The organism is Reyranella sp., assembly GCF_004296935.1.
Lineage (GTDB): Bacteria > Pseudomonadota > Alphaproteobacteria > Reyranellales > Reyranellaceae > Reyranella.
Window position 1 is genome coordinate 12,137 of sequence record NZ_SCVH01000143.1, and the last position, 24,739, is coordinate 36,875.

28 protein-coding genes are annotated in these 24,739 nt (G+C 66.0%); 11 read left to right on the forward strand and 17 right to left on the reverse strand.

Annotation, left to right across the window (positions count from 1 at the left end):
• Nucleotide 1 precedes the first annotated feature (1 nt).
• The 5 genes from EPO55_RS19955 to EPO55_RS19975 all read right to left on the reverse strand — a co-directional run bounded on the left by EPO55_RS19955 (nucleotide 2) and on the right by EPO55_RS19975 (nucleotide 4,091).
• Nucleotides 2–1,042 carry an ABC transporter substrate-binding protein gene (locus EPO55_RS19955; RefSeq protein ID WP_296338944.1) on the reverse strand — a complete coding sequence of 347 codons (1,041 nt, stop codon included), beginning with the start codon at nucleotides 1,040–1,042 and terminating at the stop codon, nucleotides 2–4.
• Nucleotides 1,043–1,108: 66 nt separating this feature from the next.
• The gene (locus tag EPO55_RS19960) at nucleotides 1,109–1,972 is read right to left on the reverse strand and encodes a crotonase/enoyl-CoA hydratase family protein (protein WP_296338945.1); all 864 of its coding nucleotides are present in this window, start codon (nucleotides 1,970–1,972) and stop codon (nucleotides 1,109–1,111) included.
• Nucleotides 1,973–1,982: 10 nt separating this feature from the next.
• On the reverse strand, nucleotides 1,983–2,315 hold the full coding sequence (locus EPO55_RS19965; RefSeq protein ID WP_296338946.1) for an SMR family transporter: 333 nt from the start codon (nucleotides 2,313–2,315) through the stop codon (nucleotides 1,983–1,985).
• On the reverse strand, nucleotides 2,312–3,358 hold the full coding sequence (locus tag EPO55_RS19970) for a glycosyltransferase family 2 protein (protein ID WP_296338947.1): 1,047 nt from the start codon (nucleotides 3,356–3,358) through the stop codon (nucleotides 2,312–2,314). Before EPO55_RS19970 ends, EPO55_RS19965 begins: the two co-directional genes overlap by 4 nt.
• Nucleotides 3,351–4,091 (reverse strand): methyltransferase domain-containing protein, encoded by a 741-nt coding sequence (locus EPO55_RS19975; protein ID WP_296338948.1) that lies wholly within the window; start codon nucleotides 4,089–4,091, stop codon nucleotides 3,351–3,353. Before EPO55_RS19975 ends, EPO55_RS19970 begins: the two co-directional genes overlap by 8 nt.
• A gap of 59 nt (nucleotides 4,092–4,150) precedes the next feature.
• Between EPO55_RS19975 and EPO55_RS19980 the strand changes: the two genes are divergently transcribed.
• Nucleotides 4,151–5,728: a hypothetical protein gene (locus tag EPO55_RS19980; protein ID WP_296338949.1), complete on the forward strand. Its 1,578-nt coding sequence runs from the start codon at nucleotides 4,151–4,153 to the stop codon at nucleotides 5,726–5,728.
• On the opposite strand, the gene EPO55_RS19985 is transcribed toward EPO55_RS19980, so the two are convergent.
• Genes EPO55_RS19985 through EPO55_RS20000 form a run of 4 tightly spaced genes read right to left on the reverse strand, consistent with a single transcriptional unit; the run spans nucleotide 5,729 to nucleotide 7,942 of the window.
• Nucleotides 5,729–6,196 carry a PaaI family thioesterase gene (locus EPO55_RS19985; RefSeq protein WP_296338951.1) on the reverse strand — a complete coding sequence of 156 codons (468 nt, stop codon included), beginning with the start codon at nucleotides 6,194–6,196 and terminating at the stop codon, nucleotides 5,729–5,731. It abuts the gene before it with no gap.
• Nucleotides 6,193–6,636 carry a thioesterase family protein gene (locus EPO55_RS19990; protein WP_296338952.1) on the reverse strand — a complete coding sequence of 148 codons (444 nt, stop codon included), beginning with the start codon at nucleotides 6,634–6,636 and terminating at the stop codon, nucleotides 6,193–6,195. The genes EPO55_RS19985 and EPO55_RS19990 overlap by 4 nt, the downstream gene beginning before the upstream one ends.
• Before the next feature lie 5 nt (nucleotides 6,637–6,641).
• Nucleotides 6,642–7,487, reverse strand: a complete 846-nt coding sequence (locus EPO55_RS19995) for a VOC family protein (RefSeq protein ID WP_296338954.1) — start codon at nucleotides 7,485–7,487, stop codon at nucleotides 6,642–6,644.
• Nucleotides 7,484–7,942 carry a MaoC family dehydratase gene (locus EPO55_RS20000; protein ID WP_296338955.1) on the reverse strand — a complete coding sequence of 153 codons (459 nt, stop codon included), beginning with the start codon at nucleotides 7,940–7,942 and terminating at the stop codon, nucleotides 7,484–7,486. Before EPO55_RS20000 ends, EPO55_RS19995 begins: the two co-directional genes overlap by 4 nt.
• Before the next feature lie 88 nt (nucleotides 7,943–8,030).
• Between EPO55_RS20000 and EPO55_RS20005 the strand changes: the two genes are divergently transcribed.
• Nucleotides 8,031–9,635, forward strand: coding sequence for an adenylate/guanylate cyclase domain-containing protein (locus EPO55_RS20005; RefSeq protein ID WP_296338956.1), 1,605 nt, complete (start codon nucleotides 8,031–8,033; stop codon nucleotides 9,633–9,635).
• Here EPO55_RS20005 and EPO55_RS20010 read toward each other — a convergent pair whose 3' ends face one another.
• Complete coding sequence (locus tag EPO55_RS20010; RefSeq protein ID WP_296338976.1) at nucleotides 9,636–9,791, reverse strand: acyl-CoA dehydrogenase family protein; 156 nt, start codon at nucleotides 9,789–9,791, stop codon at nucleotides 9,636–9,638.
• A 39-nt stretch (nucleotides 9,792–9,830) separates the two neighbouring features.
• On the opposite strand from EPO55_RS20010, the gene EPO55_RS20015 reads away from it, so the two are divergent.
• Nucleotides 9,831–10,274 (forward strand): thioesterase family protein, encoded by a 444-nt coding sequence (locus tag EPO55_RS20015; RefSeq protein WP_296338978.1) that lies wholly within the window; start codon nucleotides 9,831–9,833, stop codon nucleotides 10,272–10,274.
• A 72-nt stretch (nucleotides 10,275–10,346) separates the two neighbouring features.
• The gene (locus EPO55_RS20020; protein ID WP_296338958.1) at nucleotides 10,347–10,550 is read left to right on the forward strand and encodes a (2Fe-2S)-binding protein; all 204 of its coding nucleotides are present in this window, start codon (nucleotides 10,347–10,349) and stop codon (nucleotides 10,548–10,550) included.
• Here EPO55_RS20020 and bfr read toward each other — a convergent pair.
• The gene (gene bfr, locus EPO55_RS20025) at nucleotides 10,547–11,032 is read right to left on the reverse strand and encodes a bacterioferritin (protein WP_296338960.1); all 486 of its coding nucleotides are present in this window, start codon (nucleotides 11,030–11,032) and stop codon (nucleotides 10,547–10,549) included. The genes EPO55_RS20020 and bfr overlap by 4 nt on opposite strands.
• Before the next feature lie 207 nt (nucleotides 11,033–11,239).
• On the opposite strand from bfr, the gene EPO55_RS20030 reads away from it, so the two are divergent.
• Nucleotides 11,240–11,875, forward strand: a complete 636-nt coding sequence (locus EPO55_RS20030; RefSeq protein WP_296338961.1) for a superoxide dismutase — start codon at nucleotides 11,240–11,242, stop codon at nucleotides 11,873–11,875.
• A 23-nt stretch (nucleotides 11,876–11,898) separates the two neighbouring features.
• Here EPO55_RS20030 and EPO55_RS20035 read toward each other — a convergent pair whose 3' ends face one another.
• Nucleotides 11,899–12,987, reverse strand: coding sequence for a lipid A deacylase LpxR family protein (locus EPO55_RS20035; RefSeq protein ID WP_296338962.1), 1,089 nt, complete (start codon nucleotides 12,985–12,987; stop codon nucleotides 11,899–11,901).
• 36 nt (nucleotides 12,988–13,023) lie between these two features.
• Complete coding sequence (locus tag EPO55_RS20040) at nucleotides 13,024–14,274, reverse strand: MFS transporter (protein WP_296338963.1); 1,251 nt, start codon at nucleotides 14,272–14,274, stop codon at nucleotides 13,024–13,026.
• 301 nt (nucleotides 14,275–14,575) lie between these two features.
• Here EPO55_RS20040 and EPO55_RS20045 point away from each other — a divergent pair, with 301 nt between their 5' ends.
• Nucleotides 14,576–16,387 carry a radical SAM protein gene (locus EPO55_RS20045; RefSeq protein ID WP_296338964.1) on the forward strand — a complete coding sequence of 604 codons (1,812 nt, stop codon included), beginning with the start codon at nucleotides 14,576–14,578 and terminating at the stop codon, nucleotides 16,385–16,387.
• 42 nt (nucleotides 16,388–16,429) lie between these two features.
• Here the strand turns inward: EPO55_RS20045 and EPO55_RS20050 are convergent, their stop codons facing one another.
• Nucleotides 16,430–17,308 carry a TauD/TfdA family dioxygenase gene (locus tag EPO55_RS20050; protein ID WP_296338965.1) on the reverse strand — a complete coding sequence of 293 codons (879 nt, stop codon included), beginning with the start codon at nucleotides 17,306–17,308 and terminating at the stop codon, nucleotides 16,430–16,432.
• A 107-nt stretch (nucleotides 17,309–17,415) separates the two neighbouring features.
• Between EPO55_RS20050 and EPO55_RS20055 the strand changes: the two genes are divergently transcribed.
• The 4 genes from EPO55_RS20055 to EPO55_RS20070 all read left to right on the forward strand — a co-directional run bounded on the left by EPO55_RS20055 (nucleotide 17,416) and on the right by EPO55_RS20070 (nucleotide 21,063).
• Entirely contained in the window at nucleotides 17,416–18,195 is a 780-nt protein-coding gene (locus tag EPO55_RS20055; RefSeq protein WP_296338967.1) for an NAD kinase, read from the forward strand.
• The gene (locus tag EPO55_RS20060; protein ID WP_296338968.1) at nucleotides 18,192–19,280 is read left to right on the forward strand and encodes an AbrB family transcriptional regulator; all 1,089 of its coding nucleotides are present in this window, start codon (nucleotides 18,192–18,194) and stop codon (nucleotides 19,278–19,280) included. The genes EPO55_RS20055 and EPO55_RS20060 overlap by 4 nt, the downstream gene beginning before the upstream one ends.
• 131 nt (nucleotides 19,281–19,411) lie before the next feature.
• Complete coding sequence (locus EPO55_RS20065) at nucleotides 19,412–20,320, forward strand: IS1595 family transposase (RefSeq protein WP_296338969.1); 909 nt, start codon at nucleotides 19,412–19,414, stop codon at nucleotides 20,318–20,320.
• On the forward strand, nucleotides 20,314–21,063 hold the full coding sequence (locus tag EPO55_RS20070; protein ID WP_296338970.1) for a hypothetical protein: 750 nt from the start codon (nucleotides 20,314–20,316) through the stop codon (nucleotides 21,061–21,063). The genes EPO55_RS20065 and EPO55_RS20070 overlap by 7 nt, the downstream gene beginning before the upstream one ends.
• Before the next feature lie 103 nt (nucleotides 21,064–21,166).
• Here the strand turns inward: EPO55_RS20070 and EPO55_RS20075 are convergent, their stop codons facing one another.
• A complete protein-coding gene (locus EPO55_RS20075) occupies nucleotides 21,167–21,982 on the reverse strand; it encodes an SDR family oxidoreductase (RefSeq protein WP_296338971.1) in 816 nt (271 codons plus the stop codon).
• On the reverse strand, nucleotides 21,979–22,407 hold the full coding sequence (locus EPO55_RS20080; protein WP_296338973.1) for a DUF1801 domain-containing protein: 429 nt from the start codon (nucleotides 22,405–22,407) through the stop codon (nucleotides 21,979–21,981). The genes EPO55_RS20075 and EPO55_RS20080 overlap by 4 nt, the downstream gene beginning before the upstream one ends.
• A gap of 78 nt (nucleotides 22,408–22,485) precedes the next feature.
• Here EPO55_RS20080 and EPO55_RS20085 point away from each other — a divergent pair, with 78 nt between their 5' ends.
• Entirely contained in the window at nucleotides 22,486–23,451 is a 966-nt protein-coding gene (locus EPO55_RS20085; protein WP_296338974.1) for a tripartite tricarboxylate transporter substrate binding protein, read from the forward strand.
• 59 nt (nucleotides 23,452–23,510) lie between these two features.
• Here EPO55_RS20085 and EPO55_RS20090 read toward each other — a convergent pair.
• Nucleotides 23,511–24,739, reverse strand: a 1,229-nt coding sequence (locus tag EPO55_RS20090; protein ID WP_296338975.1) for an MFS transporter, incomplete at its 5' end; no start/stop codon positions are given.

Here is a 24,739-nt window from a genome sequence, read left to right on the forward strand (position 1 = left end):
GCTAGCTGCGCTTGCCGGCGCGCTGCGCGAACTCGTTGGTCCAGGTGTCCGCGAGCTTGATCTTGCCGGCGTCGGCCGCGATCTTGGGATCGCCGTCGACGAGGAACTTCAGGGCATTCTCCATGGCGCCTGCCGGCATCAGGCCGTCCGGCGAGATCGTCTCGCGTACGCCGACGAACGACTTCTCGTAAACCGCGCGATCGCCCAGCAGGTAACCCTCGGGCACCGAACTCGCGACTTCGGCCGGCGTCGCCTTCTGCAGCCATTCGTTGGCGCGCACGATCGCCGTCGCCAGCGCCTGCGCCGTGTTGGGGGTCTTCTTGAGAAGATCGGGTTGCGCATAAAGACAGGCAGCCGGAAAGGCACCGCCGAACAGCTCCTGGTTACCCTTCATGGTGCGCGTGTCGAGCATGATCTTGATGAGCTTCTTTTCCTGGAGGATGGTGAGCGCCGGATCGGCCTGCGAGATGCCGTCGACCTCGCCCTTCTCGACCGCGGCCACCACCGATGCGCCTGCGCCGACGCCGATCGCCACGATATCTGTGGCCTTCAGGCCGCCCTTGGCGGCCCAGTAGTTCACCAACATGTTGGTCTGCGAGCCCGGCGCGGTGACGCCGAACTTCATGCCCTTGACGTCAGCCGGTCCCTTGACCTTGGCGGCGACCTCCGTGCGCAGGCCGATGGCGAGCTGCATGCCGCGGCCGATCAGGGCGAAGCCGATGATCGGCTGGCCGCGCTGCTGCATGCGAATCGTGTGTTCGTAGGCGCCGGCCACCACGTCGGCGCTGCCGCCCATCAGGGCCTGCAGCGACTTGGCGCCACCCTGGAAGTCGTTGATCTCGACATCGAGTCCGGCTTCCTTGAAGAAGCCCTTCCGCTCCGCGACGGTAAGCGACAGGTAATAGAGGGCGGACTTGCCGCCCACCGCGAGCACGACCTTGGTCTTCTCGGGCTTGCCCTGGGCGCGCGCGACATAGGGCGCGGCCACCAGCGCCGGAGCCGCCGCCAGTATCGCACGGCGCCTCATCTGCAGCTTGATCATCACTTCCTCCGGATATTCGTTCTTGGGGCGGAGATTGCCGCAAGCCTCCCAGTCGAGCAACCGCGCTTACTTGAACGAACGTTCCTTCCACCAGGGGAAATAGGACGGCATGCCGTCGCTCACCTTCATGGGGAATTTCGCAGAACGTTTCTCCAGGAAAGCCACCACGCCCTCCTTCACGTCCGCCGACTTGCCGCGGGCGTAGATGCCCTTCGAATCGACTTTGTGCGCCTCCATCGGATGGTCGGCACCCAGCATCTTCCAGATCATGTGGCGGTTGAGCGCGACAGCGACCGGCGCGGTATTGTCGGCGATCTCGCGCGCCAGCGCATAGGCCGCCGGCAGCAGGGCTTCGGGCTTGTGGATCGACCGCACGAGGCGGCCGGCCAGCGCCTCCTCGGCCGGGAATACGCGGCCGGTCATGACCCACTCCAGCGCCTGCTGCGGCCCGACCAGGCGCGGCAGGAACCAGCTCGAGCAGGCCTCCATGACAATGGCGCGACGGGTGAAGACGAAGCCGTAACGCGCCGCCTCGGAGGCGAGGCGGATATCCATCGCGAGTTGCATCGTGACGCCGACACCAACCGCCGGACCGTTGCAGGCAGCAATGGTGGGCTTCAGCGATTCATAGGCGCGGAGCGTGAACAACCCGCCGCCGTCGCGATGGCCGTCGAGGCCGGGATCGACCGGCCCGCGATTCTCGGCGTTGAAGGTGTTGGCGCCGCCCGACAGATCGGCGCCGGCGCAGAAGCCGCGGCCGGCGCCGGTGAAGACCACCGCGCGCACGTCGTCGTCGCGGTCGGAACGGTCCATCGCGTCCAGCAGCTCCGACAGCATCCGGCCGGTGAAGGCGTTGAGCTTGTCCGGCCGGTTGAGCGTGATGGTGAGGATGCCGTCCCTGGTCTCGTACTTGATCTGCTCGTAATCCACGGTCTTTCCCTCAGGTCTGATTGATCAGCAAGACGCCGGCCATGATGAGGGCGATGCCGCCGATCTGCTTCAGGCCAAACGGCTCGCCGAACAGGAAGTGGCCGAGAACCGCCACCAGCGCGTAGGACAGCGACACACTGGGAAAAGCCACCGACACCGGGATCTTGCGCAGCGCCACGATGTAGAGGAACGCCGCCGAGCCATAGAGCGCCAGGCCGCAGATCGTCGAGGGCCGCATGAGCTGACTGATGAAATCCGGCGCATCGGCACCGGCCTTCAGCAGCATCTGCCCGCCGATGCCCGCCACAATGCCGATTCCCAGAGCCACGTAGTAGATCATCATGGTTCAGGACTCCGTTCGGAAGGCGCACGGTGGGGCTGACCGCCTTCCGGGGTGTCGGCCTTTGGCCGCTCGATTTCGAGGCCCGCCGCGCTGCGGCGAAAAACCTCGCGCACGAGGTACTGGGGCTTGCGGTTGACCGCCAGGAACATGCTGCCGAGATATTCGCCGATCATGCCGATCACGACGAGCTGCACGCCCGCCAGCACCAGCACCGCCACCATCATCGAGGCCCAACCCTGCGGCGGCTTGTCGGAAATGAAGGCCTCGACGATGGTGAAGATCGCGCCCACGGCCCCGATCGCACCGAACGCCAGGCCGAACAGGGTGGCGAGTCTGAGCGGCATCACCGAGAAATTGAGGAACATCGCCAGCCACAGCCGGAGCAGCCGGCGCAACGTGTAGTTGGACCGCCCCTCGTTGCGCGGCAGGTGATGGACTTGCAGGCGGCTGACGTTCTGGGTCACCTGGAAGACCAGCCCGTCGACATAGGGGAAGGGCCCCTCGTAGCTCGCCACCACGCGCTCGCGGACGAAGGCCGAGATGCAACGGAAGCTCGAGAGATAGAGGCCGGGCGGCTTGTCGATCAGCCGGTCGGCGCACCAGTTGGTGAAACGGCTGCCCCAGTTGCGCCAGGGGGCGTGCTTCTTCTCGGCATAGTAGGTGTAGACCACGTCATAATTGCCGTCGCGCGCATGCTCGAACAGACGCCTGACCTCGGCGGGCGGGTTCTGCAAGTCGTCGTCCATGGTGATGACAAAAGCGCCGCGCGCGCGCGAAAGGCCCGCCATCACCGCGTTGTGCTCGCCGAAATTGCGGCTGAGGCTCATGACGGTGACCGGCGCTCCCGGCAGGACGGCGAGCTCCTTGCAGACGTCGAGGCTGTTGTCCGGGCTGCCGTCGACCACCAGCACGATCTCGAGGCCGCCCTCGATCTCGAGCGCGCGCAGGGCAGCAACCAGTTCGCCCACGGTCGCGGCGCCCATGTACACCGGAACGACGACGGACAGGGCTGGGGACGGCGCCGGTACCGAGGTATCAGTCATCGCGCGCCGCCACGACGATCAGCGAACCGCCGAAAGGCAGGCCGAGGCCGGCCGAGATCGCCGCCCGCTCGACGGCCAGGGCGGCGGAGAACAGCGCATCGAGCCAGCGCGGATAATCGCGCACGTCGCTTTCGGCATCGGCGCGTTCGACGAGACGGTGGAGCAGCATCAGGGGAAACAAGAGCGTATTCCAGTAACTGGATCTGAGGACTCGGAAACCGTGTTCCCTGAGCAAGGCGTGCGCCTGACCGCGGGTAAAGCGCCGGACATTGTGCACGCGTCTGTCGTGCGCCGACAACAGCCACCCATAGGCCGGCAGATTGAAGACGGCAAATGCGCCAGGCCCGAGGCAACGGCGGGCCTCGGCGAGGGCGCGCGCCGGGTCGACCCCGCCGTGGCAGAGAACGTCGAGCGAGACATAGGCAGCAAGGGTGGCTGCGCCCAGCGGCATTTCGTTGACCGAGCCTGCCACCACCGGCCGACCGGCCTTGGCCATGGCGAGGGCGGCGGCGACGGTGTCGTACTCCAGCCCCAAGGTGGCGCGGCCGGCAACATCGGACCCGAGCACCCGCAACATGCCGCCGGTGCCGCAGCCCGCGTCGAGCACACGGCCGGCGACCGGCGATTGCGCCAGCGCGCGGACGAGCAGCGTGGCGGCCAATGCACGGAGGCCGCGATACCACCACATGCGATCCTCGACCGCATGCATATGCTCATATTCGGCCCGATCCACGCCCCGCCCACCACCGCAAGCCTCGTCTTCCCGCCTGCTTATGATATCTTCGCCCTGCCTTGCCAACAGTCCCGATCAAACCTCCCACGATTTCGCCGCGCATCGAGCGGCTGCTGCTGGTGCCGCTGTTCGCGCTGCCCGTGCTGTGGCTCGCCGGCTACTTCTTTCCGCCGATCAACCATGACGTGGCCGCGATCCTCGACGTTTCGGCACGCTGGGTCGGCGGCGAAAAGCTCTATGTCGAGGTGATCGACGAAAACCTGCCGCTCACTTTCGTCGTACACTCGCTGCCGGTGCTGACCGCCAAGCTGCTCCCGGGCAGCGTCGCGTTCTGGTTCACCGCCTGGGTGGTGGCCGGCATCTTCGCCTCGTTCGTGGCCTGTCGGCGGCTGGTCCGCCTCGTTCCCTCGGCCGACCATGCGCTGACCGAGGCGCTGCTGCCGCCGGTCCTGCTGTTTCTGTTCTCGGTCCTGCCCAACGAGCATTTCGGCCAGCGCGAACACATCATGTTCGTGGCCTGCGCGCCCTACCTCATCGCCTCGATGGCCCGCGCCGAGGCCGTGGTGCTGGCCCGCGGCGCCGCCATCGCGATCGGCCTTGTGGCCGGTGTGGCGCTGGCGATGAAGCCCCACTATCTCGCCATTCCGGCCGCGGTCGAACTCTACCTGCTGTTCCGCCGGGGCTGGCGCACGACGCTGGTCGACCCCATCCCCTGGTCGATCGGCCTGATGGCAGTCGCGCACCTCGTGTCGATGTACACGATCTTTGCCGACTTCGGTCTGGTCATCATGCCTCTGGCCATCGAGGCCTATGCCCCGATCGGCGACTCGGGCTGGCACGGCGTTCTGACCAGCAACGTCCTCGCTCCGACCCTGATCGCGCTGCTGATCTTCGGCATCATCGCCACCGTCTTCACCAAGACCATTTCCGCCCGCGTCCTCGTCGTGTTCGGTATCGGCGCCGCGATCTCGGCGATCGCCCAGGCCAAGGGCTGGCCATATCACGTGCTGCCGGCGCTCTCGGCCGCGATCATGCTGGCCGCCCTCACCGTCTCGCAGACCGTCGACCGCTACCTGCCGATCAGCCGCAGCGGACACCACCTGCCGGTGGCGGTGATCTCGGCTACCCTGATGGTGCTGCTCTATTTTCAGGCCGCGCTCTACACGCCGCCCTTCTACAAGCAGCGCCAGTTCGAAGATTCGATTGGCGGACGGCTACAGCACGTACTCGAGCAGAATGCGCCAAACCGCACGTTTCTCGTGCTGTCGCCCGGCATCTATCCGATCTGGCCGATGGTCAACTATCTCGAGGGTCGCATGACCATGCGATTCCTGAGTCTGTGGATCCTGCAAGGCGTCTATGCCACCTGCGACGACTTCCCGGCGCTCTACAATCCACCCGACACGATGGGCGACGCCGAGAAATATGTCTTCGACGCCGTCAGCGACGACTTCGCGCGCGAACATCCCGATCTGCTGCTGGTGGATCGCATCGCCGGTGTCCCCCGCTGCCAGGGCAAGGAGTTCGACTACCTCGAATATTTCCTGCAGAATCGTGTCTTCGCCGACGCCTTCGAGGGCTACGAGCACCTCATGGACTTCGACCGCTACAAGATCTATCGGCGGAAGAAGAAGTAGCTATTCCTTCCACGGCGGCGCCAGCGCGGCCGCGCGAGCACGTTCGGGGATCTTGTCTGCATCGGGCACCTTGAACACGCCGGACGACACCAGGACGATCTCGCCACCGCAGATCAGATCGCAGGTGCAGAAGCAGAAGTTCACCGTGCGCCGTGCGATGCGGGCCTTGCCTTCAAGCCACTGACCGAGCTTGGCGCCGCGCACGAACTCGCTGGTGAGCGAGATGGTGGGATGCGGCCAGAATATGCCCGTCGAAAACCCCGAGCCCACGCCCATCACCATGTCCGCGACGGTGACCAGCAGGCCGCCGTGCGCCCAGCCCATCGGATTGCCGTGCTTCCTTTCCAGCGGCAGGCCGATGCGAAGGCCATCGGCCTCGGCCTTGAACCAGAGCGGACCTGCGAGCTGGATGAACTCGTCGCGGACGTCGAGCTTGCGAAAGCCTTCAGGGACAAGCGTATCGGTCATGTCGACAATCCATCCTGGGAGGCGGCGAGGCGGTCGAGCAGGGCGCGCACGGCCGGCTCGAACGGCGTGCTGCGATGGGTCTCCTCGTTCAACGACACCATGATGACACGCTGGACGGCGGTGCAGTTGCCGTCGCCGTCGAACAGGCCCTGGCCGATGACGCACTTGCGCTCGTGCGCTTCGATCAATCGCGCGCAGGCCGTGGCTGTGCCGGGGTAGAACATCTGGCGCTTGAAGTCGGCCTCGATGCGGCCGATGACCAGGCGAAAGCGCGGCAACCCGGTCCGCACGATCTGGCGCAGATAGGATACGCGTGCGTTCTCCAGCAGCTCGATGAACGCCCCGTTGTTGACATGGCCGTTGGCATCGACGTCGGCGAAGCGGAGGTTTTCGGAGGTCGAGAAGCCGTAGATGCCGCGAACGGCGAGATCGAATGCCATGAAGTCTAACGCTCCGCGAATTCCAGGGTCAGGTGTGCGGCCTCAGAGGGCGGCACGATCAGCCGGCCAGCGCCGGGCTTCACGACCTTTACGCCATTCCTGGCGAGCAGGGCCTCGCAGGCGGCAAGGCTGTCGACGCGCACCGTGAGCAGGGCTGGATGATCACCCGGACGGACCGGCGTCACGCCAGAGTAGCGCGCCATGTAGTCCTTGCGTGTGAGGTAGCGGATCGGCTGCGTGCCGGTATTCGCCACCAGCCCATCGCCGTCGCGCATCGTCGACCCGGCGCCAAAATACTTTTCGAGTTCGGACGCCCACTTGGCGGGCTGCTCGGCAATCACGGTGACGCCCAGGATGCCGCGCGCGCCGTTGGGGTGCTTCGCCCACTCCCCGCGATAGACGAATTCCGGCGTCAGATGCTCGCAGACGAAGAAACCGACCACCGGCATGTTGGTCTTGGGGATGCGCACGGTGCGGAACCTGGCGTGCTCGATCTTGCCCGCGACCTCGACGGCCCGGTCGAAGAACAGGGGCGCGTCGGGCCGCAGCCCGGCCTGCTTGAAGGCGTCGAAGGCGAGGTCGGCGCCATCGGTCGCCAGCGCCACGTTGGCGAGCCCGCCGCCGCCTTTCAGCCATTCGCGGCGCTCGGCGTTGAACTCGGTATCCTCGACGATGCCCAGGATCTCGAAGTAGTCGTCGTCGAAGATCATCAGATGGTTGGCGGTCCCGAGCTTCTTGTGGAAGCCGCGCGGCTGGACCTGGAAGCCGAGGCGTCGGTAGGCCGTCTCCGCCGCGTCGATGCCGTCGACCATGACCACGACATGGTCGAGCCCCTTGACCGCGCGCTTCATGCCGGCCGCCTCCGCACCATGTTGATGCCCTTCACCGTCACCACCAGTTCGCCCTTCTGGTTGGTGGCCCCCCAATGCTCGTGGATGATGCCGAGGTCCGGCCGGCTCCTGGAAGGCACTTTCGACGCGCATTCGACCCAGGCGGTGAGCGTGTCGCCCGGCCGGACCGGTTTCAGCCAGCGGATCTCGTCGAGGCCGGGGGAACCCAGGGCCGTGCGCGTGTCGATGTAGTTGTCGACGAACAGCCGCATCAATTTGGAGGTGACGTGCCATCCCGAGGCAATCAGACCGCCGAACATCGAAGCGCGGGCCGCTTCGGCGTCGAGGTGGAAGCTCTGGGGATCGTAGAGCCTGGCGAACTCGACGATCTCCTGCTCGGTGAAGGCCGTGGACCCCAGCGGGTACTTCTTGCCGACGTCGTAATCTTCCCAGTAGCGTGGGTTTTCGGACTGCATGGCATCGGTCTTCGCAGAGCATGAGCCGGCACGCAAGCATGTCCTCGGCTGCCTGCTGTGGTAGCCTCGGGGCCGGATTTTCAAAGCGATGAACGATACAACCCCCGTCCGGCGGCTCACCACCATCCTCGCCATCGACGTCGTGGCCTTCAGCACCATGTCGGCGCGCGACGAGGAGCATGCGCTCGCCCTGCTGGGCGCGCGCATGGATGCCGCCGGCACCCTGATCCGCCAGCATCGCGGCCGCGTCTTCAAGCTGACCGGCGACGGCCTGCTGGCGGAGTTCGCCAGTCCCGTCGAGGCCGTCCGCGCCGCGCTCGAGATCCAGGAGGCGATGCGCGCCGCCAACGCGCCGGCCAGCGCGGACGACCAGCTCCAACTGCGCATTGGCGTCAATCTGGGCGATGTCGTCGAAAGCGGCGACGATCTCATGGGCGACGCCGTCAATGTCGCGGTGCGTCTGGAATCAATCGCAACGACCGGCGGCATCTGCGTGTCGTCGTCGGTCTACGACCAGATCATCGGCAAGCTCATGCTGGGCGCAGTGGATATCGGCGAGCAGCACGTCAAGAACATCCCGCGCCCGATCCATGCCTACCGCCTGACCGTGGACGGCCAGCCTGCGCCACCGGCGGCCGCTCCCAAGCCGGCTCCGCGGGCGCGCCTCTACCTGGTCGGCGGCGCGATCACGGCCCTCGCCATCGCCGCGGCGGGGGTGACCTGGTTCCTGCGCGAGGGGCCGTCGCCTGCCGTTGTCACGCCACAGGCGGCCGAAGCTCCTGCACCTGCGCCAGCGATGGCTGCGACATCCGAACCACGGCCACCGGCGGCAGCGCCGGCACCGCCTCCTCCGCCGGCGCCGCCCCGGCTTTACTCACCCACCGACGTGCCGTTCGTGCCCGACTTCCGCCGCCGGACCCTGGAAAACTATGGCCGTGCCGAGGGCTCCAAGGCGCTGGCGCTGAACGTGCGCGGCTTCTTCGGCTTCGCGACGCGGCGGATCGACGACGCCACCGCGCGGCGCGTCGCGCTCGACGATTGCAACAAGATCGTCCAGAAGGAGGTCCCGATCCTCCGCGACTTCGATCGCTGCCAGTTGTACGCCGTTGGCAATGACGTCGTCTGGTCGTTCCGCGCGCCGGCCATGCCGCCGCCGCCCTTCATTCCGACGACCCGCCCGAACCCGCCGATCCCCTTCGATCCGGCGACCGCGCCGCTGCTCAACGACAATGCCCGCAGGCTTCTCGCCGAGCATTACCTGAAAGCCGATCGCAGCCGGGCCCTCGTCCTGGGACGCAACCGCGTGGACTGGTGGTCGCCCAGCGAGACCGCGGTCGACTCGATCCGGCGCAACCTGCAGATCTGCGGCCACCTGACGGGCCGCCCCTGCGTCGTCTACGCCGTCGACAACGAGGCGATCGTGCGCACGCCACAGCGCATGCGTGCCGTCGACGTGTTCGTGCCGCAGGACATCGCGGGCCTCGACGATACCCAGCGCGAGGCACTGCATCGATACCTGATCGCCGACGACTGGCGCGCCGTCGCGGTATCGCGCAACGGCCGCCTCGGCATCGTCTCCGGACGGTCGAGCGAACGCACGGCGATCGACGATGCGATCCGCGGATGCGCCCAGGCCGGGGGCGCCGAGTGCGCAATATCGGCGGTGGGACCTTTCCTGGTGGCGCCGAAATAGCTAGTGGGCGATCGCCTCGGGCACGCGTAGCGCGCGGAAGCCGAGCTCGCGCGGCACGAAGCCCGCCTCCTCCCACTTCGGGCCGTGCGGGCGCACCCGCACGTCGACGAAGCGGCGGAGCTGGGCGCGGATGAGGTCGTGGTCTTCGCTGAAGATGGGGTGTGTCCTGGCGGCGGGATGCTACACTTGCGCCCCATGTCGCGCGACAAACGCCTGCAAGACCGCTCGATCTACCCACACTGGTGCACCGACACGGTGCGCTTCTCCGACCAGGACGCGGCCGGCCACATCAACAACGTGGCGCTCTGCGCCTATCTCGAGACCGCCCGCCTCACCTTCATCCGCGATATGGGCATGATGGGCCGCAGCGAGGACGGCGTACGCGGCATCTCGGCCGGCATGAACGTGAGCTTCCTGGCCGAGTCCCATTGGCCGGGCCAGGTCGAGCTGGGGACCGGGGTGATCAGAATCGGCACCAGCTCGGTCACCGTCGGATCGGCCGCTTTCAAGGACGGGGCCTGCATCGTCGCGGCCGAGATGACGGTGGTCCGACTCAAGGGAAAAACGCCCCACCCGATCGGCCCGGAACTGCGGTCGGCCCTGGATAAGTACCGTCTGAAGGGCTTTCAGGCCGCTTGACCGGGTCCGGGGTGGCACCTATCTTTGCGCTTGCGAGTAAGTCGCAACTGCACGGAAACGGTCGCCACGTCCATGTATCTCTGCATCTGTCGGGCCATTCGGGAACGCGATGTCGACGCCGCCGTCCGTGCGGGCGCCCGGCGTCCCGCCGACGTGTTCCGGGCCTGCGGCACCAGCCCGCAATGCGGCACCTGCGCCTGCGATCTCCGCCAGCGCATCGCCCAGACCATCGCCCATGAAGAGGCCTGCCAGCCCTCGTTGCTGGCCGCCGACTAGCTCGAGGCTTCGCCCTCGCCGATCTGGGTCTGCAGATAGTTCTGCTCGCCGACCTTCTCGAGCAGGCCGAGTTCGGTTTCGAGGAAGTCGATGTGCTCCTCGGCATCCTCGAGGATGTCGACCGCGATCTCGCGGCTGACGTAATCCTTCGCCGTCTCGCAATGCGTCACCGCCGCCACCAGGGCGGTGCGTGCCGCGGTCTCCAGCTTGAGGTCGGCGGCGAGGCATTCGGGAACCGTCTCGCCGACCACCAGCTTGCCGACGTCCTGGAGATTGGGCAGCCCGTCCAGGATCAGGATGCGCTTGATCAGCTTGTCGGCGTGCTTCATCTCGCCGATCGATTCCTCGTAGATCTTCTTGCCCAGCCGCTCGAAGCCCCAATGGCTCATCATCCGGGCGTGCAGGAAGTACTGGTTGATGGCCGTCAACTCGTTCTTCAGGAGCTTGTTCAGTTCGGCGATGATCTGCGGATTGCCCTTCATGGCAAGCCTCCTGGGTCATGGGTGTTGCCTAGAGATACTCGCGGAAGCATCTGACGCAACCACAGAGTACGCGACTGAGAACCGTTCGCTGAGAAGTCTATGCGCCCACGCCGGTGCCTGGAAAGCGCCTGTGAAAATGAGGCGCAACAAAAGCATCGCGCGCGCGTTGCATAGTGTCGGTCGACGTCAACACCGGGAGTACCGATCATGCCGCTGGACAAAGCGAAGGCCCCCTTCACCCTTCCCAAGCTGCCCTACGCCGAGGATGCGCTGGCGCCGGTGATCTCGGCCAAGACCATCTCCTTCCATTACGGCAAGCATCACGCGACCTATATCAAGACACTGAACGAGTTGATCGCGGGCACGGCCTACGAGGGTCTGTCGCTCGGCGAGATCGTGGCCCGCGCGGCCGGCGACAAGGACGCGGCAGCCAGGAAAATCTTCAACAACGCCGCCCAGGCCTGGAATCACGACTTCTACTGGCACAGCATGACGCCACCGAATGGCAAGGGGAGCGGTGCGCCCACGGGCAAGATCAAGGACGCGCTGGAGAAGAGCTTCGGTGATCTCGATGCCTTCAAGAAGGCCTTCAGCCTGGCCGCCGTCGGCCAGTTCGGCAGCGGCTGGGCCTGGCTGGTCAAGGGCAAGGACGGCGCGCTCAAGATCGAGGCGACGTCCAATGCCGACAGCCCCATCGCCCGCGGCGGCACGCCGCTGCTGGTCGCCGACGTCTGGGAGCACGCCTACTACCTCGACTACCAGAACCGCCGCCCCGACCATATCGCGGCCTGGCTGGACAAGCTCGTGAACTGGTCGTTCGCCGAGGACAATCTCGGCCAGTAGCGGCTCGGCCAATAGCGGCTCGGCTAGTAGCGGAATGTCAGATTGACCGAGCCGAACTGGGTGAAGCGGTCCTGCTGGTAGAACTCGGGCGTGCGCAACACCTGCGTGTAGGTGAAGCGCACGCCGCCGTAGAGCAGCGCGAAGCCGACCTGGGCCTCGCCGACGAAGGGACGGTGGCCGACGCTCAGGCTGTCGCCGTCGGTGTTGCCGTCGAGAAAGATGTTGCGCCCGACCACCTGGGCGTCGAGGCCGGCGAACAGATACCAGCCAAAGCTGCCGTCACCGATGAACGCCTCCGAGCCGGGCAGCGCCGGCCGCGCGCGCGTCGGGCCGAAATCGTCACGCAGGTTCTTGCCGATGCGCGCCGTGCCGCCCGCGCTGGCGTAGGTCGCGACGTTGCCCAGCGCCGCGCCGATGCGCGGGATGAAATCGAACTCCAGCTTGGGATCCTCGATCAGCACGGACCGCCCGGTGCGCCAGCGGCGCTCGAAGGCAAGCCCCAGGGTCGGCTCGTTGTGCAGCTGGTTCGCCCAGCCATAGGTCGGCGAGACGCCGATCAGGGTGTGCCAGTTGTTCTGCACGAACGAGCCGCCCGCCGCCGGGCCGATCACGCCGACGTCGAGTTGCAACGTGTCGAGCCGCACCGGCTCGTCGGTGCCGGTCTTCGGGTCGGGTCGCTTGTAGGTGTATTGAAGCGCGACGGAGCCATAGAGCCATGCCGCATAGGGCCGGTCGTTGTAGATCGGCTGCGTGGCGTAGGTATCCTCAGGCGTATAGATGTTCTGACCGAACGACACGGCGACGCGGCGGATCACCGATGTTGCCGCCGCCTCGCCGAAGAATGTCGGCACGGTGGTTGCGGCGACCAGGCCGGGCAGCATCTCGGTCAGTGCCGGCGACAGCCAGCCCACTCGAAGGCCGCTGGTGTAGTCGCGATCGGTCCGGGCAAGGCGGTTGAAGACGTCGTTCTCGACCTGGAATGTGTAGATGCTGCGCTGCTCGTCTTCCGTCGCGGAGGTACGCGGCGGCGCCGTCTGCGCAGCGAGGCCGGGGATGTTCGCCAGAAGTGCCGCCATCGTGAGCACGATGGTCGTGGCGACTTTTCCTTCCATGACACGAGTAACGCAGCAACGCTCGATGGGTTGCGCTCACCTCGCGTTGGCGGCGGCCGACGAATGCCAGAGCTGTGCCCGCCAGCGCATGGCGATCAGCAGCGTGAACCCGATACCCATGAGGCTGTAGAGCGAGCCCGTCACGGCGAAGCCGGCGTACTCGACAAGCGGCCCCGACAGCAGCAGCCCGACCGGCAGGCCGTAGACGGCCAGCATGCGCACGCCCATCACGCGGCCGCGGAAAGCAGGCTCGGTGACGCGGAGCAGGATGACGGCCATCGGCACCATGCAGAAACTCTGTACCAACCCGGCCGCGAACAGGATCGCCTCGCCCAGCAAGGCCTCCTCCACCCAGGAAAAGGCGAGATTGAAGGAGAACCATGCCAGCGTACAGACGACCATGGCGCGCGCCGGCCGGATCCGGGCGCCATGTGTCGACACCGCGATCGAGCCGAGAAGGGCGCCGCCGGCGAAGCTCGCGATCAGCCAGCCCAGGCCGGTCTGGCCGAGGCCATAGATGTCCCTGGCGACGTAGGCCAGGAGCGAGCCCACGAGCGGATACGCCGCGAAGTTCACGAGGAAAGCCAACAGCATCACCGCGCGCACGATCGGCGTCGACCAGACGTAGGTAAAGCTCTCCTTGAGAGACTGCAGCGGAGAGCCGTGTGCAGGACCCTCGCCGAGCACCCTGACGCGCTTGGTGCCGACGCCGAAGGTCAGCGCAAGGCTTGTCCCATACACGGCGCAAACCGCCACATAGGCAAGGCCCGAACCCAGGGCGGCGACCAGTGTCGCGCCCGAGAGCGCTCCCACGATGCGCGCCGAGTCGGCCGTGGTGCGCGACACGCCCATGGCGCGCATCAGGTAGTCGGCCGGCATGGTCTCGCCGACCAGCAGGTTGCGCAGCGTGATGTCGGAGGGACGCACCAGCCCGATCACCGCGGCAATCACGAACACCGGCACCGGCGCGGCAAGACCGGTCAGGAAGAGCACCATCAGCGCCGTCGCGGCCATGACGTAGGTGGCGCGCATCAGGCAGAGCAGGTTGCGGTAGCCGATTCGGTCGCCCACCATGCCGAACAAGGGCGAAATCAACGTGCCCAGGAACTGCAGCGAGCCGAACACCGCCAGCGCCAGGACCGACCCGGTCGCCACCAGCACGAACCAGCCCAGGATCACGCCTTCCATCTCGAACGCCCAGGACGCAAGCAGGTCGGCCGGCCACTGGAACCGGAAGCTCCTGATGCGAAACGGCGCCAACGCCGGCACGCGCGCGATGAGACTCACGTCTTGGTCGTTCCCCTCCCCCGTCCGGCGTCTTGTGATGCGCCTGCGGAGACAGGCAACCTGCCCGCTCGGGGTGGGTGCGGCAATGAACTCCTGTTCATACCGCCCCCAACCAAAGGCGGGGGCTGGCCGCGGATGGCCCTACAAACTGTGGCGTTTTGACAGTGCTGGCATGTGAATATGCCCCTGCCGGCCTTGCGTTGCCGAGCCGCTCAGAGCAGTGTGGCTTTGGAATGCCTTCTGGCGGTGGAAAGCGAAAATCGGGACCGCACGCGGGTTTATTGTGTTGGAGAAATCCGTGATGGCCGCTGCGGCAAAGCGAACGACGTTCCATCTGGTGCTGATCAAGCCGACGCACTACGACGACGACGGCTATCCCATCACGTGGTTCCGGTCTCATATCCCGTCCAATACGCTCGCCGCCCTCTACGGGCTGGGTGAGGATTGCCGACAGCGCCAGGTGCTGGGCCCGGATGTGGATATCCTCATCAAGCCGTTCGACGAGACCAATGCCCGGGTCCGGCCTGACAAGATCATGGCCGAGATCAAGCGGACGGGCGGCAAGGCCCTGATCTGCCTGGTCGGCGTGCAGTCCAACCAGTTCCCGCATGCCGTCGATCTGGCGCGTCACTTCCTCAAGGCCGGCCTGCCGGTCGCCATGGGCGGCTTCCATGCGGCGGGCTGCCTGTCGATGCTGCCGGTCGTCCCGCCCGAGATCCAGGCGGCCATGGACATGGGCATCTCGATCTACGCCGGCGAAGCCGAGGAAGGCCGCCTCGACGAGGTGCTGCTCGACGCCTGGCACCGGAGACTGAAGCCGCTCTACAACTACATGGACGACCTGCCGGGCATCGAAGGCGCGCCGACGCCGCATCTGCCGCCGGCGGCACTGGCCCGCAACGAGGGCCGCAAGTCGAGCTTCGATCTCGGCCGCGGCTGCCCCTTCCAGTGCTCGTTCTGCACCATCATCAACGTGCAGGGCCGCAAGAGCCGTTTTCGCAGCACTGACGACCTCGAAGCGATCATCCGCGAGAATCACAAACAGGGCATCACGTCGTTCTTCATCACCGACGACAACATGGCCCGCAACAAACACTGGGAAGAATTCTTCGACCGGTTGATCGAACTCAAGGAGAACGAAGGCATCGCGGTGTCACTGATCATCCAGGTCGACACCCAGTGCCACCGTATCCCGAACTTCATCCAGAAGGCGCGTTGGGCCGGTGTTTATCGCGTGTTCATCGGACTCGAAAACGTCAACCCGGACAATCTCCTGGCGGCCAAGAAGCGCCAGAACAAGATCACCGAATACCGCAAGATGCTGCAGGCGTGGCACATCAGCGGCGCCTCGACCTGGGCCGGCTACATCCTGGGTTTCCCCGGCGACACGCGCGAGTCGATCCTGCGCGACCTTGAGATCATCAAGAAGGAACTCCCGCTCGACATCCTCGAGTTCTTCATGTTGACGCCCCTGCCGGGCTCGGAAGACCACCAGACGCTCTGGAAGCAGGGTGTGTGGATGGACCCTGATCTCAACAAGTACGACCTCAATCATCGCGTGGTCCATCATCCCAAGATGAGCGACGCCGAGTACGAACAGACCTATCGCGACGCCTGGCGCATCTATTACACGCCGGAGCACATCGAGACGGTGGCGCGCCGCCACGGCTCCATCCCCGGGCGCAACCCGGCCGAGCCGGCCCAGTTCATGACCATGTTCAAGATCATGTTCGAGGCCGAGAACATCCATCCGCTGGAAGGCGGCATCGTGCGCCTGAAGTACCGCCGCGACCGGCGCTACGGCATGCCGATCGAGCCGATCGGCGTGTTCCACTGGAAGCTGGCGCTCGAGACCGTCCGCAAGCTCAAGATCTACGGACGCCTGGCGTGGCAGGGCTGGCGCATCGGCCAGAAGGTCCGGTTCGATCCCAAGCGCCACGAGTACACCGACCTCGCGCTGGAGCCGGTGGGTGAGGACGAGATGGACAAGCTCTCGTTGTTCGCCGACACCGCCGGCGGCGGCGCCGCCGTCACCAAGAAACGCGGCGAGGATCTCGCCCGTGCCAAGGTCGCCGCGGCCCACAACCAGCAGCGCCTCGAAGCGGCGGAATAGTCCGCCGCGCCTGCGCTCCCAGCAAAGAAACCTGAATCCGCCCTAGTGAACGACGGGCGGCTTCACCTCGTTCAGGCCGTCGGCCACTGTGGCCGAGATGGTCGTCCGCACCATCGAGCGTTCCTTGCCATAGTCCCACGGCCGGCCGCGATGGAGCATCGCGCGGTTGTCCCACATCACCGCATCGCCCGTGCGCCACTTGTGGGTGTAGACGAACTCGCGCCGCGTTGCCTCGTCGAGCAGTTGCGCCAGCATCTGGCGCGCGTCGCGATCGTCCATGCCGTCGATTGCATAGGCATGGCTCGCGACATAGAGCGCGCGCCGGTCGTTGGCCGGATTGCGCCAGTTGAGCCGCCAGCGCACCGGCGGCAGCGCCTTGCGCTCCTCGGCATTGGCGAGGTCGGGATGGATCTGGTCCCGGCTGTTGGCGTAGGAGTGGGTCGCCACCGCGGTCTTGAGGCGCTCCTGCAGGTCGGCCGGCAGGCGTTCCCAGGCGAGCCGCGTCGAGGTGAACTCGGTATCCCCGTCCTCGCCCGGCAGCACGCGCGCGGTCAGTACCGAGGCCAGCGCCGGCGTCTTCTTGAACGACGAATCGGTGTGCCAGAGCGCATTGGCCTTGGCGACCAGTACCTGTCGGTCGGTCGGCGGCACGATTTCGCCGTTCTGGCCGACGTTGGTCAGGCGCGAATAGAAGCTGTTGGCGCCCAGCGATGCCACCTTTGTGAGTTCGAGTGGTCCGAAGGCCCGGCTGTAGGCGACCTGGATGTCGTCGGCGATCGGCTGGTCGCGGAACACCAGCAGCGAGTGGGTTTCGAAGGCCTCGCGCACGGCCTTGTAGGCCTCGGCGTCGGTGGCGACGTCGAGCATGGTGACGCCCTTCACTTCGACGCCAAATCCGGGTCCCAGCGGAACCAGCTCCATCGCGTTCCTCCTCGCGGCTTCTTATCTTGTCTTGCAGGGATTTTATCGCACGGCGGCACCAGACGGCTATAGTGCGATTCTTGCACTGAGGGCATTGCAGCATCCCGATGGCCGTCTCCTCCCGTACGCCGCTCCTCGCTTTCGTCTCCGCCACCACGCCGACGGCGCGGGCCGCCCGCGCCAGCCTCGAAAAGCGCTACGGCGCCGTGAAGCCTGCCGACGCCGACATCATCGTGGCACTGGGGGGCGACGGGCTGATGCTGCAGGCCTTGCACCGCAACATAAAGCGCCAGACGCCGATCTACGGCATGAACCTCGGCACCGTCGGCTTCCTGCTCAATACCTACAAGGAGACCGGCCTGCTGCAGCGGCTGAAACGGGCGCGCCAGGTGACGCTGACGCCACTGCGCATGATCGCCGTCAACACCCGCGGCAAGCGCCACGAAGTGATGGCGATCAACGAGGTGTCGCTGCTGCGATCCAGCCGGCAGACCGCCCGCATCGCCGTCGCCGTCGACGGCAAGAAGCGGCTGGCCGAACTCTCCTGCGACGGCGCCCTCGTCGCCACGCCGGCCGGCTCCACCGCCTACAACCTCTCCGCCCATGGCCCGATCCTGCCGCTGGGCGCCGGATTGCTGGCGCTGACTCCCATCAACGCTTTCCGGCCACGACGGTGGCGCGGCGCGCTGCTGCCGCGGGCGTCCAAGGTCGAGCTCACCATCCTCGATCCGCACAAGCGGCCGGTAGCGGCCGCGGCCGATTCGGTCGAGATCCCCAATGTGGCCAAGGTGACCGTGACCGAGGCCACCGATATCGAGCTCACGCTGCTGTTCGATCCCGAGCACGACCTCGAGGAGCGCATCCTCAAGGAGCAGTTCGCGCCTTGAGCGGCAAAGCGATCCCCCTCAAGGCCGGGAAGAAACGCATCATCGGCCATGACGGTTGGGGACCGCTCGCACTGGCGCTGCTGATCGGCACGATCGGCGGGTTCGTCTTCGACTGGCTCCGGATGCCGCTGGCCTGGATGCTGGGCGCCTGCGTCTTCTCCACGGTGGCGGCCTTCTTCGGCCTGCGCATCGGCATGCGGGTGCGCCTGCGCCAGGGCATGATCATCATACTTGGCGTGCTGCTGGGGTCGGGCTTCACGCCGGACCTCGTCCAGCGCCTCGGCGAATGGGCCGTGAGCCTCTGCGTGCTGACCGGCATGACCATGACGGGCGCGAGCCTGTGTTACGTCTGGCTGCGCGTGTTCACGGGCTGGGACCGCGTTACCTGCTACTTCGCTTCCATGCCGGGCGGGCTGAACGACATGACCATCATGGGCGGTGCGCTGGGCGGCGATGAGCGCTCCATCGCGCTCGCCCATGCGCTGCGCATCCTCACCGTCGTGCTCACGATCCCCATCTGGTACCGGCTGGTGAACGGCGCCCAGACCAGCGTCCTCACCATGGTGCACGGACCCACGGGCAACGACTGGAAGGACTACGCGGTGCTGATCGCGTGCGGCATCGCCGGCGCCGCCGTCGGCCGCCTGCTGCGCCTGCCGGCGAGCTTCATGATGGGGCCGATGATCGCGAGTGCCATCGTCCATCTGGGCGGCCTCACCGACTCCCAGCCGCCGGGCGTGCTGGTCGCGGCGGCCCAGGTCGTGGTCGGCACCGGCATCGGCTGCCGCTTCGTGGGCACGAACTTCGACAGGCTGCACAAGGAGATGGCCGCCTCGATCGGGGCCGCCGTCCTGCTGATCGGTTGCGCCGTTGGCTTTGCCATGATCACGGTGGCGCTGACCGGCCTCAACCTCGACGCCACCGTGCTGAGCTACGCTCCCGGCGGCTTCGCGGAGATGAGCCTGATCGGCCTCGCGCTCGGCATCGAGATCGCGATGGTGGCGACCCACCATCTCTTCCGGCTCTTCCTGATCATCCTCACCGGTCCGCTGGTCTTCCGGACCTTCCTCAGGCGCGCGCCCTAGAGTCTTCCGACAAGCATCGAAACGTCCCAGCCAGCCGACAAAATGACCTCATGCTGAGGGCGATTATGCACTTGTTGACAGTGGCTCCATAAGTGGGTTATTCTGCCCTTACGATCAAAGAGGGTAGGCGAATGGCTGCTGGCAAGCGCATCCACCAAATGACCATCGCACAATGGGAAAAGGCTTTCCCGACCGATGATCATTGCAAGGCGTATCTTGCCCATCATCGCTGGCCCTTGGGCGTGCGCTGCCCGCGTTGCGGTGCTGAGAACCCCTACAGCCTGCACAAGAGCCGCCCTTTCCATTGGCAGTGCCACCAGTGCGCGCCACAGGGCTATCGGTTCTCTGTTCTGGTCGGCACCGTGTTTGAAAATAGCCCCTTGCCGCTGCGTACTTGGTTCCGTGTCATTCACATGATGCTGACGGCCAAGAAGGGCGTAAGCGCCCTCCAAGTTCACCGGACCGTCGGCACGGGCTCCTATCGATCGGCGTGGAGCATGTGCCATCGCATCCGCGCGGGCTTGGCGAACGAAGAGTTCAACAAGCTCATGGGCATCGTCGAAGTGGATGAGACTTTCGTGGGCGGCAAGGCGCACAACAAGCACGGCGACAAGCGCGACGGGAAGCCCGGCGGCACCGCTTCCGGCAAGACGGCGGTGGTGGGAGCCGTCCAGCGCAAAGGCCGCGTGGTGGCCCGCGTCATTTCCCGCGTGAGCGCCGACGTGCTGACCGCTTTCGTACAGGAAAGCGTCTCGCACAAAGTCAGCCTGCTCTGCACCGATCAATGGACGGGCTATCGCAAGCTCAAGGGCCTCGACTACCCGCACAAGATCATCAAGCACGCGGACGGCTCCTACGTCGTCGGCGCCATTCACACGAACACGATTGAAGGCTTCTGGTCGATCTTCAAGCGCGGCGTGGTCGGCACGTTCCACAAGGTCAGCAAAAAGTACCTGCCGCTGTACGTTGCCGAGTTCCAGTTCCGGTACAACAATCGCGAGAACGAGGACATTTTCGCGGAGGCGATCCGGGGATGCTGATACGGTTCTTTGTGCCGTGGATCGCGCTTGCGGCGATCCTCGGGTTCGCAGTAGGCGGCTCGTATGTATGGACATCCCTAGAGCCTCGCCACGCGCCATCGCACGAACAGCACGCCGCCAACAAAGAGAAGGGTGCCAATCCCGAGCCCATAAACGAAGCCGAGCACGCCATTGCGGCCTACACGTTCTGGCTGATGCTTTTCACCGGCATTCTGGCTGTCGCCACCATCGGACTCGGCGTTGCCACCTACGGACTGTATGCCACGGGCGAAAAGCAGATCGGCCTTACCCGGGATCAATTTCTCGCCACGCATCGCCCCGAGTTGATCGTTCGCGAAGTAGGTTGGAACATGGTGGACATGGACGGCGGTTCTGTCGTCGATGACAGTTCGGTTGTGCTCATTGTCGCGAATAGAGGGCGCAACCCCTGCACCATCGTTGAAAGCGCACTCGAATTGAGATCGGGCGCACCGAGAGCGTTCCTCGTACCGGCGGGAGAAAACGTGATTGGGCGGGCCGTCTTCGCGCCCGGCCAGTTCGAAGGCTTCCGCTACCGAATTACATCCGCGGAAGAAGGCCTGACGGTGGGTGCCAGGGGGATGTCGGACTGCTACCTCCGCGGAACCATCATTTACGAAGATGGCGCGGGGGTCCGTCGTCGGTATGTGTTTACCCGCGTCTGTCGGCGCGGCAGCGACGACTTCGGGGGCACTGGCGACCCAAGCCACGAGTACACCGACTAGAACGCCGGCCTGTCGGAGCCATGAATGACTAGGTTTAGCGGTTCTGTCAACAAGTGCATAATCGCCCTCAGGGTGAGGTGGGATTGCGTCCGCCGGAAAGACTCTAGGCCCTGACGGTAATCCCGCCGTCGACCACGAGCAGGTGGCCATTCACATAGGCCGCCTCGTCCGAGGCCAGGAACAGCGCCGCATTGGCGGTGTCCCAGCCGGTGCCCATCTTGCCGGTCGGCGAGGCCTTGTCGCGCAGCGCGATCATCTTGTCATAGGCCTGGTTGTGATCCTTCTCGCCCTTGGCGTACTGCTCGGCCAGGAAGTCGATCATCGGCGTGTGCATCAGGCCGGGCAGGATGGCGTTGCAGCGAATGCCCTTCTCGGCGTACTGCGAGGCGATGGCGAGGGTCAGCGAATTCACCGCGCCTTTGCTGGCATTGTAGGCAAGGTAGGAGATGCCCTTGGGGCTGCGGATCGAGGCGATCGAGCTCACGTTCACGATCGAGCCCTTGCCCTGCTTCTCCATCACCGGAATGACGTGCTTGGCCGTGAGGAAGAAGCTCTTCACGTTGACGTCGAAGACCTTGTCCCACTCGTCCTCGCTGAGTTCGACCGGCCCGCCCTGAGAGCCGATGCCGACATTGTTGTCGAGCACGTCGATCCGGCCCCATTTGGCGAGGCAGGTGTCGACCATCGACTTCACATCGGAATTTCTGGACGCATCGGCCTCGAAGGCGACGGCCGTGCCGCCTTCCTTCTCGATCAGGCCGACGGTTTCCTCGGCGGCGGCGCGCTTGCGGTCGACGCAGAACACCCGGGCGCCCTGGCGCGCGAAGGTGAGCGCCGTGCACTTGCCGTTGCCCCAGCCCGGACCGCTCGAGCCCGCACCGACCACGATCGCCACCCTGTCCTTCAGCCTGCCGGTCATGTCTTCTTGCTCCCAGTCTTCTTCCGTAGATGATGCGTGAGCGCGAGTGCCATGCAGTGGCGGAGCGCGCGCCTCGGTACGCGGTCCTTCGCCCCCAGTACGATGGCACGTTTGCCCTCGTAGGCGAACGTGTCGGGGTAGATGCTGCGAAATGTCTCGACCAGGCCGCTCTGGCAATGGAAGTAGATCGCATAGCCGTCGTCGCGGCCCTTCAGGCGATCGATGCGGACCGTGGTGCCGCTGCCGCTCTCGGCCGTGAGATAGCTCGGCTGACCCCATTTCAGGGTCTCGGTCAGCCCGCGCACACCAGGCGTGGCGGCGGCGACGTCGAATACCATCTCACGCAGCGCCAGCAACCGGGTACGGACGGCAGGCGGATAGGCCTTGAACACCGCCGCGACTTTCGCATCGCCAAACCGTCTCATGGCCCACCTTAACACGCCACTGGCGGCGCGGGAGCCCGCATGGAATGCTGGACCCAACAAACAAACGGAGGAGCGTCCATGCGTCGTCGTGCGTTCACCAGCTCTGTCCTCGCCACGTTGACGGCGCCCCTGGCCGCACCTGCCCTCGCCCAGGCATGGCCGGCCAAGCCGCTGCACATGGTCATCCCCTATCCACCGGGCGGTCCCTCCGACGTTTCGACCCGTATCGTCATGGAACGTGCCGGGCAGATCCTCGGCCAGGGCGTGCTGTTCGACAACAAGGCCGGCGCCTCGGGCATGATCGGCGCCGAGTATGTGAAGAACCAGCCGGTCGACACCTACACGTTCCTCACCACCACCACGGCGATGGTGTGCATCACCCGCCATCTGCAGCCGATCCCGTTCGACCCGGAGAAGGATTTCATCCCGGTCTCGCGCATGTCGACATCGTGGGGCGCCTTCGCCGTCCATCCCTCGGTGCCGGCCAAGACGGTCGCCGAGTTCGTGGCCTACGCCAAGGCCAACCCGGGCAAGATCAACTTCGGCTCGGCCGGGCTCGCCACCATCACGCACCTGTTCGGCGAAATGCTCAATCTCGAGGCCGGCATCCAGATGGTGCATGTGCCCTACCGTGGCAGCGCGCCGGCGACCAACGCCCTGCTGGCCGGCGAAGTCCAGGTCCAGTTCGACCAGCTGACGCTGCCGCACATCAAGGCGGGCAAGGTGCGCGGCCTCGCCATGCTGGCCGAGGTGCGCCATCCCGACTTTCCCGACATTCCCACTCTGCGCGAGCAGGGCTACGGCAAGGACGGCGGCGATTCGTGGTTCGGCGTGCTCGCCCCCGCCGGGACGCCGCCGGCGGTGGTGACCAAGCTCGACCAGGCGATCGCCGCGGCGCTGCGCGCGCCCGACATCATGGCGAAAGTCCACAACGGCGGCATGCGCGTCACCTATCTCAACCCGGCCGACTTCAAGGAGCGGATCGCCGTCGAGAACAAGTCGTTCGGCGAGATCATCAGGAAGGGCAATATCAAGCTCACCTGACGGAGCGCCGACCCTCGGAAATCACGCGTCGAGTTCTCCATCCGGCTGATCGAGAAAGATCAGCGCGCAAACCAGACGCGCGGCCACAGGCAGGAGAGCAGCAATGCCACCAAAAGTCCGCCGCCCGCCACGGTGAAGGCGAAGCGGTAGCCGGCGAGGAAGCCCGCCATGCCGAGGAAGCCCTCGGCGCCGTGTGCCTGCAGTGCCGTCAGCACCGAGGCGCCGCTGACGATGCCCAGGGTGCGCGTCAGCAGGGCGAGGCTGCCCGCGACGCCGCGATCGCGCGGCGGCAGGGTGGCCGTCACGATGTCGGTATAGGCCACGGTCAGCAGCCCCTGCCCGATACCCTCCAGGACCAACAGGAGCGCCACCAGCAATACCGGCGTGTCGATGCCGGTGAAGCCGAGCGGCAGCAGGGCAAGGCCCACGAACGCAACGCCGGCAAAGACGGTCGGGCGCTGGCCGATGCGGGCCACGAGAAACGCCGACAGCGGCGCGCCCAGGAGGCTGCCACCGAACGCCATGGCGAGCACGATACCGGTGCCGAGTGCGGTGAGCTTCAGCACGTTCGCCAGGTAATACGGGGTCAGCAGCAGGATCGAGAAGCCGGCCAGGTTGGCGAATACGTTCAGCAGATTGGGCACGGCAAAGCGCGCATCGGCGAACAGCGCCGGCCGGATGATCGGCTCGGCCACGCGCCCGGCGTGACGAACGTAGGTCCCGATCAGGAGCAGCGCGACCGCGAGCAGGCCGAGCGCCCACACGCCGGCCACCTCCTTGCGTTGCGACAGGACCAGCGAGAGCAGCAAGGTGCTCATGCAGGCCGCCAGCAGCAGCGCGCCCACCGCATCGAACGGCCGTTGCTCCCGCTTGGGCGACGGCAGCAGGCCGGAGAACGCGAGGGTGACGAGCGCGATCGGCACCCGCACCCAATAGACCGCCGGCCAGCCCCATAACTCCACCAGCACGCCGCCCAGGAACGGTCCGACGGCCGCGGCGAGTGCCATCGAACTCGCAAACCCCGCCAGCGCCCTGGTGCGCTGGCTTTCCAGGAAGAGCGAGGTGGCAAGGGCCGGTGTGCAGGCGAGCGCCAACGCCGTGCCGACACCCTGGCCCGCGCGTGCCCACAGGAAGAGCGGCCAGTCGGGCGCGGCGGCGCAGGCGGCGCAACCCACGGCGGAGACGGCGAGACCGATCTGGAAGATCAGCCGATGGCCGAACAGGTCGCCGAGCTTTCCTGCGACCAGCATCAGCGAGCCGTAGACCAGCACGTAGCAGATCACCAGCC

Coding starts and splice junctions, on each gene's coding strand:
- EPO55_RS19955 (WP_296338944.1), bottom strand. CDS start 1,042: ATGATCAAGCTGCAGATGAGGCGCCGTGCGATACTGGCGGCGGCTCCG.
- EPO55_RS19965 (WP_296338946.1), bottom strand. CDS start 2,315: ATGATGATCTACTACGTGGCTCTGGGAATCGGCATTGTGGCGGGCATC.
- EPO55_RS19970 (WP_296338947.1), bottom strand. CDS start 3,358: ATGACTGATACCTCGGTACCGGCGCCGTCCCCAGCCCTGTCCGTCGTC.
- EPO55_RS19985 (WP_296338951.1), bottom strand. CDS start 6,196: ATGACCGATACGCTTGTCCCTGAAGGCTTTCGCAAGCTCGACGTCCGC.
- EPO55_RS19990 (WP_296338952.1), bottom strand. CDS start 6,636: ATGGCATTCGATCTCGCCGTTCGCGGCATCTACGGCTTCTCGACCTCC.
- EPO55_RS19995 (WP_296338954.1), bottom strand. CDS start 7,487: ATGAAGCGCGCGGTCAAGGGGCTCGACCATGTCGTGGTCATGGTCGAC.
- EPO55_RS20000 (WP_296338955.1), bottom strand. CDS start 7,942: ATGCAGTCCGAAAACCCACGCTACTGGGAAGATTACGACGTCGGCAAG.
- EPO55_RS20005 (WP_296338956.1), top strand. CDS start 8,031: ATGAACGATACAACCCCCGTCCGGCGGCTCACCACCATCCTCGCCATC.
- EPO55_RS20015 (WP_296338978.1), top strand. CDS start 9,831: ATGTCGCGCGACAAACGCCTGCAAGACCGCTCGATCTACCCACACTGG.
- EPO55_RS20020 (WP_296338958.1), top strand. CDS start 10,347: ATGTATCTCTGCATCTGTCGGGCCATTCGGGAACGCGATGTCGACGCC.
- bfr (WP_296338960.1), bottom strand. CDS start 11,032: ATGAAGGGCAATCCGCAGATCATCGCCGAACTGAACAAGCTCCTGAAG.
- EPO55_RS20030 (WP_296338961.1), top strand. CDS start 11,240: ATGCCGCTGGACAAAGCGAAGGCCCCCTTCACCCTTCCCAAGCTGCCC.
- EPO55_RS20035 (WP_296338962.1), bottom strand. CDS start 12,987: ATGGAAGGAAAAGTCGCCACGACCATCGTGCTCACGATGGCGGCACTT.
- EPO55_RS20045 (WP_296338964.1), top strand. CDS start 14,576: ATGGCCGCTGCGGCAAAGCGAACGACGTTCCATCTGGTGCTGATCAAG.
- EPO55_RS20050 (WP_296338965.1), bottom strand. CDS start 17,308: ATGGAGCTGGTTCCGCTGGGACCCGGATTTGGCGTCGAAGTGAAGGGC.
- EPO55_RS20055 (WP_296338967.1), top strand. CDS start 17,416: ATGGCCGTCTCCTCCCGTACGCCGCTCCTCGCTTTCGTCTCCGCCACC.
- EPO55_RS20065 (WP_296338969.1), top strand. CDS start 19,412: ATGGCTGCTGGCAAGCGCATCCACCAAATGACCATCGCACAATGGGAA.
- EPO55_RS20070 (WP_296338970.1), top strand. CDS start 20,314: ATGCTGATACGGTTCTTTGTGCCGTGGATCGCGCTTGCGGCGATCCTC.
- EPO55_RS20075 (WP_296338971.1), bottom strand. CDS start 21,982: ATGACCGGCAGGCTGAAGGACAGGGTGGCGATCGTGGTCGGTGCGGGC.
- EPO55_RS20080 (WP_296338973.1), bottom strand. CDS start 22,407: ATGAGACGGTTTGGCGATGCGAAAGTCGCGGCGGTGTTCAAGGCCTAT.
- EPO55_RS20085 (WP_296338974.1), top strand. CDS start 22,486: ATGCGTCGTCGTGCGTTCACCAGCTCTGTCCTCGCCACGTTGACGGCG.